The sequence below is a fragment of the Chryseotalea sanaruensis genome (assembly GCF_003990915.1).
Taxonomy (GTDB): Bacteria; Bacteroidota; Bacteroidia; order Cytophagales; family Cyclobacteriaceae; genus Chryseotalea; species Chryseotalea sanaruensis.
Window position 1 is genome coordinate 22987 of sequence record NZ_BHXQ01000004.1, and the last position, 12993, is coordinate 35979.

A 12993-nucleotide genomic window follows, 5' to 3' on the forward strand; every position below is an offset into this window, starting at 1 on the left:
AGGTATTGAGTTTGATTTATCATCTTCAAAATCAGCCATTAAAAAAGCCAGAATAAAACTACTCTGGCTTTTTAATCATTTTAAAGTAAGATTACTTTTTAAACTTACTCATTAGCATAGCAAGTTTTTCTTCCATGCTTGGCTCTGGCTTAGCAGGCTTATCGTTTCGTTTTTTATCTGGTGAGCTCTTTGTTTTCTGTTGAGCCGGAGCATCACTAAAAGGATCGGCTTTCATCGACAGACCAATACGCTTACGCGCTACATCCACTTCTGTAACCGTAACGGTTACTTTCTGCTGAACACTCACTACTTCATTAGGATCTTTTACAAACTTATCAGATAAATGACTGATGTGTACCAAACCATCCTGATGAACACCAATATCAACAAAAGCTCCAAACGCTGTTACGTTAGTTACAATACCAGGTAACTTCATACCAATCTTCAGATCTTTAATTTCATTGACCCCATCGGTAAAGCTGAATACTTCAAATCCTTCGCGCGGATCGCGACCAGGTTTTTCTAATTCAGTAACAATATCTGTCAGGGTTGGTAAACCTACTTTTTCTGTGATGTAATTTTTAAGATCCAGTTGTTTGCGTAATTCTGAAGTACTCATCAGATCTTTTACACTACACTGAAGGTCTTTGGCCATCTTTTCTACAATAGTGTAACTCTCCGGGTGAACGGCACTGGCATCTAAAGGATTTTGTGCTTCGCGAATGCGTAAGAAACCTGCAGCTTGCTCAAATACTTTCTCACCAAGGCGAGAAACTTTCATCAACTCTTCACGACTTTTGAAAGGCCCGTTTTGATTTCTGTACTCAACAATATTTTTGGCAATAGAACTGTTTAAACCAGAAACATAAGCTAGTAATTCTTTGCTGGCTGTGTTTACTTCAACACCTACAGAGTTTACGCAACTCATCACTACATCATCTAACCCTTGCTTTAATTTAACCTGATCTACATCGTGCTGGTATTGACCAACGCCAATGGATTTAGGATCAATTTTTACCAACTCGGCCAAAGGATCAGTTAAGCGTCTTCCAATCGATACAGCGCCACGCACTGTTACATCGTAGTCAGGAAATTCTTCACGCGCTACATCACTGGCGGAGTAAACTGATGCACCGCTCTCGTTCACCATTACTACCAATATTTTATTAGGGAGGCCAATACTTTTTACGAAAGACTCTGTCTCACGGCTTGCTGTTCCATTACCAATAGCAACAGCCTCCACATCAAATTTTTCGCAGAGTTCTTTTACAATTATTCTTGATTTGGCAGTTTCACGCTGTGGTTCGTGCGGGTAAATGTTGGTGTTAAAAAGTAATTTACCCTGGCGATCCAAAACAACAAGTTTACAGCCTGAACGAAAGCCCGGATCAAGTGCCAGAACATTTTTTTGTCCTAGTGGTGCTGCCAGCAATAACTCTTTTAAGTTAGTACAGAATACTTTGATGGCTTCATCATCAGCTTTCATCTTGCTTTCAATACGCACTTCTGTTTCTAATGAAGGGCGTATCAAACGCTTATAGCTGTCTTTAATCGCTAAACGAATTTGATCGGTGGAAGCATTTTCACCTTTAATGATTTGTCTTTCAATAGAAGAAATAGCTTCTTCTTCACCTGGGAAAATATCCAGCATTAAAACACCCTCTTTTTCTCCTCTTCGCATGGCCAGCATACGGTGGGAAGGTACTTTACCGATAGGCTCTTTCCATTCAAAGTAATCTTTGAATTTCTGACCTTCTGCCTCTTTACCTTTTAACACACGCGATTCAGCCACGCCCTGTGTCCAATAGATTTCGCGTATCCGCTTTCTGGTTTCCTGATTTTCGCTGATCCATTCAGCCATGATATCGCGTGCGCCTTCTAATGCTTCCTCCTCTGTATTCACACCTTTTTCGGCATCAATAAAAGTTTTGGCAAGCTCCGCGATAGAAATCTTTTCCTGGCTGAAAATTCTTTCGGCCAGTGGTTCAAGGCCTTTTTCCTTAGCTACAGAAGCACGCGTTTTACGCTTGGGCTTATAAGGAAGGTATAAATCTTCAACTTCTGCAAGGGTTTCAGACTTGGCAATAGCCGATAGTAATTCAGGCGTAAGTTTGCCTTGTTTTTCGATAGAGCTGATAACAGCCTCTTTTCGTTTATCGAGTTCCCGCAATTGTTCGATACGATCGCGCACATTAGCGATCATGACCTCATCCATGCTACCCGTCATTTCTTTACGGTAGCGCGAAATGAAGGGTATCGTAGCACCTTCTTCTAAGAGGTCGGCTAAGGCATCAACATTTTTTTGTACTAATGAAAACTCTCTGGCAATTTGTTCTGTCCAGCGCGAAAGATTCTGATCTACACTCATATTGTAAAATAGGGACGCAAATTTAGGATTACCCTGATCGTGGGCAAGTCCGTGATTATAAAAAAGAAATAGTTTTTTTGTTGCTTTTCAAGATAATTCTTTGTGCTATTTAATCGGCTCGGTCTAGCAATTGCTGGCTAAGTTGTTTGGTGGTTTTTGCTCCGAGTTCTTTCAAGCGCTCTGTTTTCCTTACCAGGTTGTCTTTGCCTTCAATGAGCTTATTCATAGCATCTTGGTAACTGTTTTGCGTTGATTTTAAGTTATTACCCACTTTGGTCAGGTCTTCTATAAGCATATGAAATTTATCATAAAGAGAACCAGCCTGTCGTGCAATCTCCAGCGCATTTTTATTTTGCATATCCTGCTTCCAGATGTAACCGATTGTGCGCAAGGTAGCCAGTAAGGTAGTGGCTGAAACCAAAGCAATATTTTTATCGAGTGCTTTTTCGTACAAAGAGTTATCTTCTCTCAATGCCAAGGTAAGTGCGGGCTCGTTAGCCAGAAACATCATTACATAATCTGGTTGATTGATTTCATAAAGATTTTGATAATTCTTCTCACTCAAAAGCTTGATGTGTGAATAAACGCTATCCAAGTGACTTTTTAGAAACTTACTTTGTTCAGTTTCATCACTTGTGTTGTAATATTCGCTGTAGGCAGTCAATGAAACTTTAGAATCCAACACTAAGTACTTATCATCCGGAAGTTTAATGATATAATCAAGGCGTTGATTTTGCCCCTCTTCATTTTTGAAATTTTTTTCTTTGAAGTAATGAATGTCTTTTTGCAAACCGGCTCTTTCGAGGATGGCTTCCAACTGTATTTCTCCCCACGTACCTTGTGTTTTAGAATCGCCTTTTAATGCTTTAGAAAGATTGCTTGCTTCTTTTGTTATCTGTTGATTTAGTTCTTTCAGGTTAACCAGCTGTTCGCGCAAGGCGGAGTTTCGGTCGATACTTTCTTTATTGGTTTGCTCTACTTTCTTTTCAAAATCGGTAATTTTTTCTTTAAGTGGATTTAAGATTTCACTCAAATTAGTCTTATTCTGTTCAGTAAATTTTTTACTTTTTTCTTCAAATATTTCGTTGGCCAGGTTTTTAAATTGAAAAGCAAACTGATTTTGCAGTTCTTCAACTTCTTTTTTACGTTCTTTTAATTTCTCTTCCAGGTTGCGGTAATCAGCTTCCGTAGCTGAAAGATTGTTTGCCAGGGCAGCTGCTTTATTTCGTTCGGATTCCAGCTCCTTTTTTTGTTCAATTAATCTCAAATCAAGGGCCTTAACTTTTTCCTGTTCAGCCAATAAAAGCCCCCCAGTTTGCTGGTTTTCTGACAAAAACTTTGAACGTAAAGCAAACCAGGCTAAAAGCCCCCCAATCAACAATCCGATAACGAGATAAAGAATTTCCATAGCATTACTGATATGCAAATAAACCCTTTCTTATTGACAAATACTGTCGGGTTTTTAAATTCTTGACAGCTTTATGCCTTGTCTTTCATTGGCTTTGAAGCCCATATTTGGTAAATTTGCAACGTTTGCATTAAAGCTAACAAGTATTTTATGGTCGAAACAATAACATCTAGTCAAGAGGCAATTTTACTGGAAGATAAGTTTGGTGCACATAACTATCACCCCCTACCGGTTGTACTAAACAGAGGAGAAGGCGTTTTTTTGTGGGATGTAGAAGGCAAGCGATATTTTGATTTTTTGTCCGCCTACAGTGCTGTAAATCAGGGTCACTGTCATCCACGTATTATTAATGCATTGATCAATCAGGCTAAAGAATTGACACTAACCTCTCGTGCTTTTTATAATGATAAACTAGGGATTGCAGAAAAATACGTTTGCGAAACTTTTGGTTATGAGAAAGCACTCTTCATGAACAGTGGTGCAGAGGCTAATGAAACGGCCATTAAGCTTGCGCGTAAATGGGGTTATACAAAAAAAGGTATTCCTGATAATGAAGCTGTAATTATTGCGGTGAAGAAAAACTTTCACGGCCGCACCACAACTATTATCTCTGCTTCAACAGATCCATCGGCACGTAAAGGCTTCGGACCTTTTATGCCTGGTTTTGAAATAATCGATTATGACAATGTACCTGCTTTAGAAAAAGCATTAGCCAATCCGAATGTTTGTGGTTTGTGGATTGAACCTATACAAGGTGAAGCCGGTGTTTATGTTCCAGCAGAGGGTTATTTAAAATCAGCAGAACAATTATGTAAAAAACATAATGTGTTGTTGATGATGGATGAAATACAAACTGGTGTTGCGCGTACCGGGAAAATGCTGGCTTCAGATCATGAAGACGTAAAACCAGACATGCTGATTTTAGGTAAGGCTATATCAGGTGGTGTATTGCCTGTTTCAGTTGTGTTAACCAGTGATGAAGTAATGCTGGTGATTAAACCAGGTGAACATGGTTCAACGTATGGTGGTAATCCACTATCAGCAGCGGTTTGTATGGCAGCACTACAAGTTGTGAAAGATGAGAACTTAGCGGACAATGCTGAGCGACTTGGAAAAATTTTCAGAGAGCGTATGCGAGCCTTCATGCATAAATCAAGCATGGTGACGCTGGTAAGAGGTAAGGGTTTATTAAATGCCATTATGATCAACGACACGCCCAATAGCGAAACAGCGTGGAATATTTGTGTGAAGTTTGCTGAGAATGGTTTGTTGGCGAAACCTACTCAGGGAAATATTATTCGACTGGCACCACCGCTTGTCATTACTGAAGAACAAATGCACGAGTGTTGTGATATAATTGAAAAAAGCATACTTGATTTTACTAAATAAGCCTTGATCTATTCCTCGGCCTGTGTCTCCACAGACCGAAACATGATATGATGCAACATATGAGTAATTCTTAATTGAAATAAAATATCGTATCGATACTGGTCTGTGAGGACACAGACCAGGGGATGGAAACAAAATTGGTATAACAATACCGGTCTGTGAAGACACAGACCAAGGGAAGTGAAACAATAAAAAAGAAGGAGTCATCTTTATAATGATGACTCCTTCTTTTTTTTATTGACAACTGCTTACTTCTTCCGAATTAAGATATCTCCATTATAAGTCTTCATCATAAATTCAGGACCACCTCCATTGATGTCTCCTTTTACCCACTCATCTATTACTACTTTATATACACCTGATTTCGTGTCTTTCTTTTGTATCGGGCCACTTTTTACAAGACTCACATCGAAATCTGAATAAACCTCTCCACGCTCTGTTCTCATCTTTAACGAGCCTTTGAAGGTTGTGGGCACCGTAATATCAATGTCTCCGTTGTATGTTGAAAAAGACATGGGTGTCCCTTCTGTTATTTTATCAAAACTGATTTTTACTTCTCCGTTATAGGTTGAAGCAACAACAGAACCTGAAATTTTATCAGCAGTGATTTTTCCATTGTAGGTTTCCAATTCTACTTGCCCCTGAATTGCACTGGCACTAAGGTCACCACTGTTATGACTGCTCAGCGTAACATCAGCCCCAAAAGGTACCTCAACATATAGATTCATTTTATTACTCCACGAACTTGATTCAATGCGAACACTGTTTTGGTTTTCAGAAACCTCTAAGTCCATTGTGCCACCGCTTATTCTTTTCATACCATCTTTGGTGCTGTTGCTTTGGCTATTATTTTTCTTACTTTCTTCAGAGGCATACTTAACGAGCACATCTTTGCGAGGGGTACCTACTAAAATGATACCTCCATAATTAATATCTACTACTAACTTTATCCGCTTGGCAGGATCACTTAATGGCACAGTAAACTCTCCGTCATTTTGCGCAGTGGCATTGAAGATTAAAAGGAAAATACCTGCTGCTAAAAGTGTTATATATTTTTTCATAATGATTGCTGTTTTGAGTTGATGATTGCAACGTGATTATTTTTTTTACATTTCTTTGATATAGACATCGCCATTGAAGGTTTCAAAATCAAGTAGCACACCACCGCTACCTATTCGGTATCTTGTTCCACCTACCTTATATTTTAATCCTTTGGCACTCTCTTTTTTCTCAATGCTTACTGGGATGACTTCGAGCTGTTCAACATTAGTGTAGAGTTCTCCATTGTAACTTTCGAAGGTCAGGTCAGCCTTTAATCCTTTTTTGAAATTTGCGTTTATGTCACCATTTAAAGTATAGTAGCGACTGTCAGCCGGAGGATTACTTACGTAGTTCAAGTCAACATTGCCATTAATTGTAGACACCTGTGTAGAACCTGTTATATTATTGAGAATGACACTTCCATTTACGTTGTTAGCTACAACAGATTTGGTAGTGTTATCAATCCAGATATCTCCGTTATTGATAGTGGAAGCCATGACATGGATATTTTTTGGCACTTTGATAATGAAGTTCATTTCATAATCATAAGTTTCCTCAGACTTTCTGTTATTACAGCTGTTCCAATCATATCCATAACCATTGTACTTTTTGTTGTTACGTTTGCCATTTGGATGATTGAGTTTACCAAAAGCAGTGCAGATGCCTTTTGTATACAAAATAAGCGTATCAGCTTTATCGATAAAGCCAAGTTCTATTTCTCGTTTTCCTTGCTCAAGTCTTTCCGCTGTCTTACCTGTTATTTTTCTTTCCACTTCAATAATAATTTTATCACCATCGTAGCCTTTGATTCTCACATCTCCACTAATATTGAAAAGCATCAGTGCATTCGCATCGCTTTTCTTTTCGAAAGTGAATTCTTTTTTAATAGTCTCTGTAAATGTCTGAGCCTGCACAATAGTGTAAGTCAGCATAATCAAAATGGGTGACAATAGATTTTTCATAACCGTTCTTTTTTTAAATACTTGTATTGAACGACACAAGACTTAGATAAGAACCTCCAGATTTTTTTGAATTCTTCTTTTCACTTCTTCTGGAGTATTATTATTCTCCAGCATTTTTTCAAGCTCTTTTACAGCATGTTTCTCCTGAATGGCAGCCATCAATTCTGCCATGGCTACCTGTATTAAAGGTGATTCTTGCTGAGCTATTGATCTCACCAAAGCCATGCGCACTGAACTGTCGCCCACATAGGGTTTTAGTGCCTCAAGTGCAGCCAGACGAACATTAATGTTTGCGTCTTTGTTTAATGTTTTAATCAATGCTTCAGTTACAGTTTTACTGGCTTGTTGCATTTCATCAGTTAAGCTTACAGCGCGTAAGCGATCGGTAGCGGATTCTTTTTCCAATAATGAAAGCATCATCATTTCTTTCAGGTCACTTACTTCTTGTGTCAGCTGTTTTACTTCAGGGGCGGCTGTTCTGTTGATGAAGAAGTAAGCCATAAAAAAACCGAGTATGGTAAAAGAAACTGCGAAAGAAAGCTTTGGTAAAAATGCAGACCAGGTAGGAAGTGAAAAAGTAAATTTCTTTTCTTTCCGCTTTTCATTAGTCAGCATTGTGTAAAAATGATCATCAAGCTGAAGAGAGGGTGATCCGTTATCTATCTGCTCAAATTTGTCTTGCAGTATATTAACATCCTCCAATTGCTCAATTGATACTTCACCAGATTCGAGGAAGCGCTCCAGTAATTGCATTTCTGTTGCATCAGCTGTTCGGGCATTGTACTTCTTAATCAATTCTTCTACACGATTCCTTTCCATACTACACGCGTTTTTCTAATTGTTGATAAATAGTCTTAAGTTCTTGTAAAGCCCGAAACACTTTTACTTTTACAGTTCCTTCAGAACATCCCAATACTTCGCCTATTTCTTTATACTTTTTTTCCTGATACTTGCTGAGTAACAAAATCTCTCGCTTGTCAGCTGGCAATTTTTCCATCGCCATATTGAGTAGCGTCTGTTCGTCCTGCTGTTCCAGTTCACTCGACTTATGCTCATGATGAATTAGTTGGTGTTGCCAGTCTTCCACATTTTCTTTGTTTTTAATTTTATCCTTTCGGTAATGATCATGACTCACATTACGCGCAATGTGAAACATCCAGGTTCTGAAACTACCTTCTCCCGCATCTTGCAAATTGTTTTCAGGCAAGCGAAAGAGATGACGGTATTTTAGAATTCGCAGGAAAGTATTCTGTACAAGATCTTCACTAAGCTCCTGATCTTTATTGAGGTTATAGAAAAACCCGAACAGCGGTTTTTTATAGCGTTCAAAGAGCAGGCCCAGTTTGTCCAGGTCATTGTCCTTTACCTTAAGCATTAAAGCATTATCCGAAAGCGCTTCCAATCAATGTGTCGTTCGTGTAGGGTAACTCAGATTTTTAAAAGAGGTTACTTGATGGGGATAAAATTTACAAAGAATAATCCTAATGAAGGACTAAACTTGAATTTTAGCAGAGATAGGTTGTTTTGAGTTTAAAAAAAGTAACTGAAAGTTGAAGCCTTATGTTGCTTTTACAACTCTAATAAGCCTTCGGGTAAGTCAACTTCAATTCTTTTGGTTGACTTGTTCACGCTGGTAATAAAAGGGGCATTGATCGGGATGGCAATTTCTTTTTCACCCTGCAGCACAATGAGTAGAGGATTCACCTCTTCGTTTTCAACACTACTTACTTTTCCCAATAGACCAGCCGTTGCGTCATTTACAGTAAAACCGATAACCTCATCGTTGTAAAATTCACCACGTTTTGATTTTGGTCTTGTCGATTTGGGTAGGTATAAAGAAGTGCCTTTAAGTGTAGTGGCTTCTTCTGAGGTATTCACGTCTTCAAATTTCACAAAGGCTTTATCGCCTTTGAAAGAAATTTCTTCAATGAAGTATGGGATTAACCTTCCTTTTACTTCGGCAAAAATAGAAGTGATGGTTTCAAAATCATCAGGTGCACCTGGTTCTAAGGCAATAGTTACTTCGCCCTTTAAACCATGTGTTTTTTGCACATATCCTATTTTAAAGCAGTCTGAAACTTCCATATTCTTTTACCGATGATCGTGGAGGGTTAAAAAGTTTAGAGGGTTTTCTTACCCAAAAATCCGTCTGACCGCTGTTGGCTGCGCAATAAAGCGGTCTGACGGATGGTCTTAACTTTATAGATTATTTTGTTTTAAAATTTACGATTTCAAACAGATTAGTGGGTAAAAAAAATGCCGATGAAAATCACCGGCATTTTTACAAAATATTATTTGAAGATTATGCTTCGGTGTTTTCTGCAGGAGCAGCTCCACCTTCGGCAGCAACTTCGCCTTCCGCAGCAGCTTCAACAACAGGAGTAGCAGCCACTTGAGCCTTCTTGCGAATAGCTTCAGCTCTTGCTTCCTTAACCTTTGTTTCAGCATCCTTACGGGCTTTTGCACTGTCTTGCTTAGATTGAGAAACTTTATCGCGTTTTGCTTCGATTTTAGTTTGCTTATCTTTTACCCAAGCATCTAATTTAGCATCAGCTTGCTCTTGAGTAATAGCGCCTTTCACTACACCAATTTGAAGGTGTTTGCGTAACATAACGCCTCGGTAAGACAACATTGCCTTTACAGTATCAGAAGGTTGTGCACCATTCATCAACCACTGAAATGCCTTTTCATCGTTCAATTCGATGGTGGCAGGAACAGTCAAAGGGTTGTAAGTCCCCAGTTTTTCAATGAATTTACCATCACGTGGTGATCTGGCATCGGCTACGACTACATCGTATTTTGCCAGTTTTTTGCGGCCTCTGCGGGCCAAACGGATTTTTACAGCCATTAGTTATTTGTTTAGCGGGAGCTCGTCCCATTTTTTTAAGGTTGCAAATATAGGTCTTTTCTGGTAGTCGACAAGCCTAGGCTCAGAAGAATTTACTGGCCTGATAATCAGTAAATAATTGCTTAAGCGAGTAAACGGTTTTTTATTCCGTGAAGCCTAAACTACATTTGTTTACTTGAGCTAAAATTATGGATAAGTTCTCTTATATATCAAATGCAGATGTTGGCTACTTAGACCAACTCTTTCAAAGCTACAAAGCTGACCCACAATCTGTAGACCCCACTTGGCAGAAGTTTTTTGAGGGATATGAATTTTCTCAACAGCGCTATGGCGAAAACGGTTCTTCGGGAGCAGACTCTTTAAGTGTGAAGGAAACACAGGTGCGAAACCTGATTTTTGCTTACCGTTCTTTTGGTCACCTTAAATCAAAGACCAACCCAGTGCGTGAGCGCAGAAACCATAACGTTCAGCTAGATCATAAAACTTTTGGTTTAACAGATGCAGATTTGGATGCTGAGTTTGATGTGGCTGCCGAAATTGGTATGCAACGCACATCGCTTCGTAAAATAATTGAACGCCTTCAGGATATATATGTAGGGCCAATTGGTTTCGAATACAACTTCATCCGTAATGATGATGTGCGTAGCTGGTTTATTGAAAAAATAGAGAAAGGGTACTTCAATTATAATCCTTCACAGGATGAGAAGAAACGCATTCTTGCAAAACTGAATGAAGCTGTTGTTTTTGAAAACTTTTTGCACACGAAGTTTTTAGGACAAAAGCGTTTCTCTTTAGAAGGAGGTGAAAACACAATTCCAGCCTTGCATGAAATAATTAACAAGTCGGCTGAGCTTGGGGTAAAAGAAGTAGTGATTGGTATGGCCCACCGTGGTCGCCTCAACGTACTGTCTAATATTCTTGGTAAAACCTACGAACAGATTTTTACAGAATTTGAGGGTAATGTAAATCCTGATAACCTTACGATGGGTGATGGTGATGTAAAATATCACTTAGGATATGCAAGTCATATTGCAACGCCTTCCGGAAATAAGATATATGTGAAACTAACACCTAACCCTTCACATTTAGAAGCGGTTGATCCTTTGGTGTTGGGTTACACACGCGGTCAGATAGATGATGAATATGGAGGAGATTTACGTAAGGCAATGGCGATCCTCATTCACGGTGATGCAGCTGTAGCAGGACAAGGTATAGTGTACGAAACACTTCAGATGTCTGGACTGCCTGGTTATACTACAGGTGGCACTATTCACTTTGTTATTAACAACCAGGTAGGTTTTACCACCGATTATGATGATGCTCGTACTTCTATTTATTGTACAGATATTGCCAAGATTGTAGATGCACCTGTGCTTCATGTAAATGGTGACGATGCAGAGGCTGTGAATTTTGCCGCTAACCTATCAGTTGAGTATCGTCAAAAATTTGGTAAAGATATCTTCATCGACTTATTATGTTACCGAAGACATGGTCATAATGAAAGTGATGAACCTAAATTTACACAACCGAAATTGTACAACATTATAGCCAAGCATCCAAACCCGCGCGAAGTGTATGTGAAACGCCTGGTGGAACGTGGTGATGTTGATGCTGCAATAGCAGATGACTTAGATGCCAAATTCAGGAATCAGTTGCAAGACAGGTTGAATGAAGTAAAACAAAAGCCCCTTCCTTACAAACCACAAAAAGTCGAAGAGGAATGGAATCATATGCGCTGGGCTAAGGCGGAAGATTTTGAACAATCTCCTGATACAAGTATAAAGCCTGCATTAATAGAAAAAGTAGGAAAGGCGTTAACTACTATTCCGGAAGGGTTTAAGCCATTAAAGCAAATTGAAAAATTATTGAAAGACCGTAAGGCGGCTTTCTTCGATGATAAAGTGTTGGGCTGGGCAGAAGCAGAATTGCTGGCTTATGGCTCGTTAATCGCTGAGAAAATTCCTGTTCGTATGTCTGGTCAGGATGTAAAGCGTGGTACTTTTTCTCATCGTCATGCTTATTTCTTTGACGCGAATACGAATACACCATACTGCGGATTAGATAATATAGAGCAAGGTCAGGCGAAGTTTCATATTTACAACTCCTTATTATCAGAGTTTGGTGTGCTAGGTTTTGAATATGGCTACTCCATGTCAACACCAAATGCACTTGTAATATGGGAGGCACAGTTTGGTGATTTTGCCAACGGTGCCCAGGTAATGATCGATCAATTTTTGTCGAGTGCAGAATCGAAATGGCAAAGACAAAATGGAACAGTGATGTTATTGCCACACGGCTATGAAGGTCAGGGGCCTGAACACTCCAACGCACGTCCTGAGCGCTTCCTGCAATTGGCTGCCGAAAACAACATGGTTGTGGCTAACTTGACAACATCAGCCAACATATTCCACTTATTACGCAGACAAGTAATGTGGGAATTCCGTAAGCCATGTGTGGTGATGTCGCCTAAGTCATTACTGCGACACGAAGGCGTGGCTTCTCCTATGAAAGATTTTACATCCGGCACATTTAAAGAGGTGCTTGATGATCCGAATGCTGTGGCAAAAGATGTGAAGCGAGTAATTCTTTGTTCAGGTAAAATTTTCTTCGACTTACAGGAAGTTCAGCAAAAGAAAAAAATTAAGGATGCAGCAATTGTTCGTCTTGAGCAGTTACACCCATTCCCTGAAAAACAATTAGGTGCTGTATTGAAGAAATACAAAAATGCGAAATTGGTTTGGGCACAAGAAGAACCGGCAAACATGGGTTATTGGAGTTACATACTTCGTTTCATGTCCAAAGCAGGTTTAGATCTGGTAGCACGCAAACCAAGTGCTTCACCAGCCACAGGTTATTCTAAAGTTCATAAAATTGAACAAGATAAAATTGTAAACCAGGCTTTTGAAATTTAAAAGACATAAGTATAGAGTAGCAAGACGCAAGACTTCTCTGTAGAATTTGAAATAATAAATCTGAA

General features: G+C 39.2%; 10 protein-coding genes. 2 read left to right on the top strand and 8 right to left on the bottom strand.

Going from position 1 to position 12993, the window contains the following annotated elements; translation table 11 throughout:
- Nucleotides 1–91: 91 nt before the first annotated feature.
- Together SanaruYs_RS10935 and SanaruYs_RS10940 are read right to left on the bottom strand one after the other, a co-directional pair.
- Entirely contained in the window at nucleotides 92–2368 is a 2277-nt protein-coding gene (locus tag SanaruYs_RS10935; RefSeq protein ID WP_127122606.1) for a Tex family protein, read from the bottom strand.
- Nucleotides 2369–2477: 109 nt separating this feature from the next.
- On the bottom strand, nucleotides 2478–3776 hold the full coding sequence (locus SanaruYs_RS10940) for a DNA recombination protein RmuC (protein ID WP_127122607.1): 1299 nt from the start codon (nucleotides 3774–3776) through the stop codon (nucleotides 2478–2480).
- Between the two features lie 150 nt (nucleotides 3777–3926).
- Between SanaruYs_RS10940 and rocD the strand changes: the two genes are divergently transcribed.
- Nucleotides 3927–5165 carry an ornithine--oxo-acid transaminase gene (gene rocD / locus SanaruYs_RS10945; protein WP_127122608.1) on the top strand — a complete coding sequence of 413 codons (1239 nt, stop codon included), beginning with the start codon at nucleotides 3927–3929 and terminating at the stop codon, nucleotides 5163–5165.
- A 248-nt stretch (nucleotides 5166–5413) separates the two neighbouring features.
- Here rocD and SanaruYs_RS10950 read toward each other — a convergent pair whose 3' ends face one another.
- From SanaruYs_RS10950 to SanaruYs_RS10975, 6 genes are all read right to left on the bottom strand, one after another.
- Nucleotides 5414–6226, bottom strand: coding sequence for a DUF4097 family beta strand repeat-containing protein (locus SanaruYs_RS10950; RefSeq protein ID WP_127122609.1), 813 nt, complete (start codon nucleotides 6224–6226; stop codon nucleotides 5414–5416).
- Between the two features lie 45 nt (nucleotides 6227–6271).
- Nucleotides 6272–7168 (bottom strand): DUF4097 family beta strand repeat-containing protein, encoded by an 897-nt coding sequence (locus SanaruYs_RS10955; protein WP_127122610.1) that lies wholly within the window; start codon nucleotides 7166–7168, stop codon nucleotides 6272–6274.
- Between the two features lie 42 nt (nucleotides 7169–7210).
- Nucleotides 7211–7987, bottom strand: a complete 777-nt coding sequence (locus SanaruYs_RS10960) for a HEAT repeat domain-containing protein (protein ID WP_127122611.1) — start codon at nucleotides 7985–7987, stop codon at nucleotides 7211–7213.
- Between the two features lies 1 nt (nucleotide 7988).
- Entirely contained in the window at nucleotides 7989–8570 is a 582-nt protein-coding gene (locus SanaruYs_RS10965) for an RNA polymerase sigma factor (RefSeq protein WP_127122612.1), read from the bottom strand.
- A 167-nt stretch (nucleotides 8571–8737) separates the two neighbouring features.
- On the bottom strand, nucleotides 8738–9253 hold the full coding sequence (rimM, locus tag SanaruYs_RS10970; RefSeq protein ID WP_127122613.1) for a ribosome maturation factor RimM: 516 nt from the start codon (nucleotides 9251–9253) through the stop codon (nucleotides 8738–8740).
- Between the two features lie 217 nt (nucleotides 9254–9470).
- The gene (locus SanaruYs_RS10975; protein WP_127122614.1) at nucleotides 9471–10016 is read right to left on the bottom strand and encodes a 30S ribosomal protein S16; all 546 of its coding nucleotides are present in this window, start codon (nucleotides 10014–10016) and stop codon (nucleotides 9471–9473) included.
- Nucleotides 10017–10204: 188 nt separating this feature from the next.
- Here SanaruYs_RS10975 and SanaruYs_RS10980 point away from each other — a divergent pair, with 188 nt between their 5' ends.
- Nucleotides 10205–12928, top strand: coding sequence for a 2-oxoglutarate dehydrogenase E1 component (locus SanaruYs_RS10980; RefSeq protein WP_127122615.1), 2724 nt, complete (start codon nucleotides 10205–10207; stop codon nucleotides 12926–12928).
- The last annotated feature ends 65 nt before the right edge of the window (nucleotides 12929–12993 follow it).

What these genes read in the sequence shown, in the direction of transcription:
- SanaruYs_RS10935 (WP_127122606.1), bottom strand. Translation starts at nt 2,368, where the DNA reads ATGAGTGTAGATCAGAATCTTTCGCGCTGGACAGAACAAATTGCCAGA.
- SanaruYs_RS10940 (WP_127122607.1), bottom strand. Translation starts at nt 3,776, where the DNA reads ATGGAAATTCTTTATCTCGTTATCGGATTGTTGATTGGGGGGCTTTTA.
- rocD (WP_127122608.1), top strand. Translation starts at nt 3,927, where the DNA reads ATGGTCGAAACAATAACATCTAGTCAAGAGGCAATTTTACTGGAAGAT.
- SanaruYs_RS10950 (WP_127122609.1), bottom strand. Translation starts at nt 6,226, where the DNA reads ATGAAAAAATATATAACACTTTTAGCAGCAGGTATTTTCCTTTTAATC.
- SanaruYs_RS10955 (WP_127122610.1), bottom strand. Translation starts at nt 7,168, where the DNA reads ATGAAAAATCTATTGTCACCCATTTTGATTATGCTGACTTACACTATT.
- SanaruYs_RS10960 (WP_127122611.1), bottom strand. Translation starts at nt 7,987, where the DNA reads ATGGAAAGGAATCGTGTAGAAGAATTGATTAAGAAGTACAATGCCCGA.
- rimM (WP_127122613.1), bottom strand. Translation starts at nt 9,253, where the DNA reads ATGGAAGTTTCAGACTGCTTTAAAATAGGATATGTGCAAAAAACACAT.
- SanaruYs_RS10975 (WP_127122614.1), bottom strand. Translation starts at nt 10,016, where the DNA reads ATGGCTGTAAAAATCCGTTTGGCCCGCAGAGGCCGCAAAAAACTGGCA.
- SanaruYs_RS10980 (WP_127122615.1), top strand. Translation starts at nt 10,205, where the DNA reads ATGGATAAGTTCTCTTATATATCAAATGCAGATGTTGGCTACTTAGAC.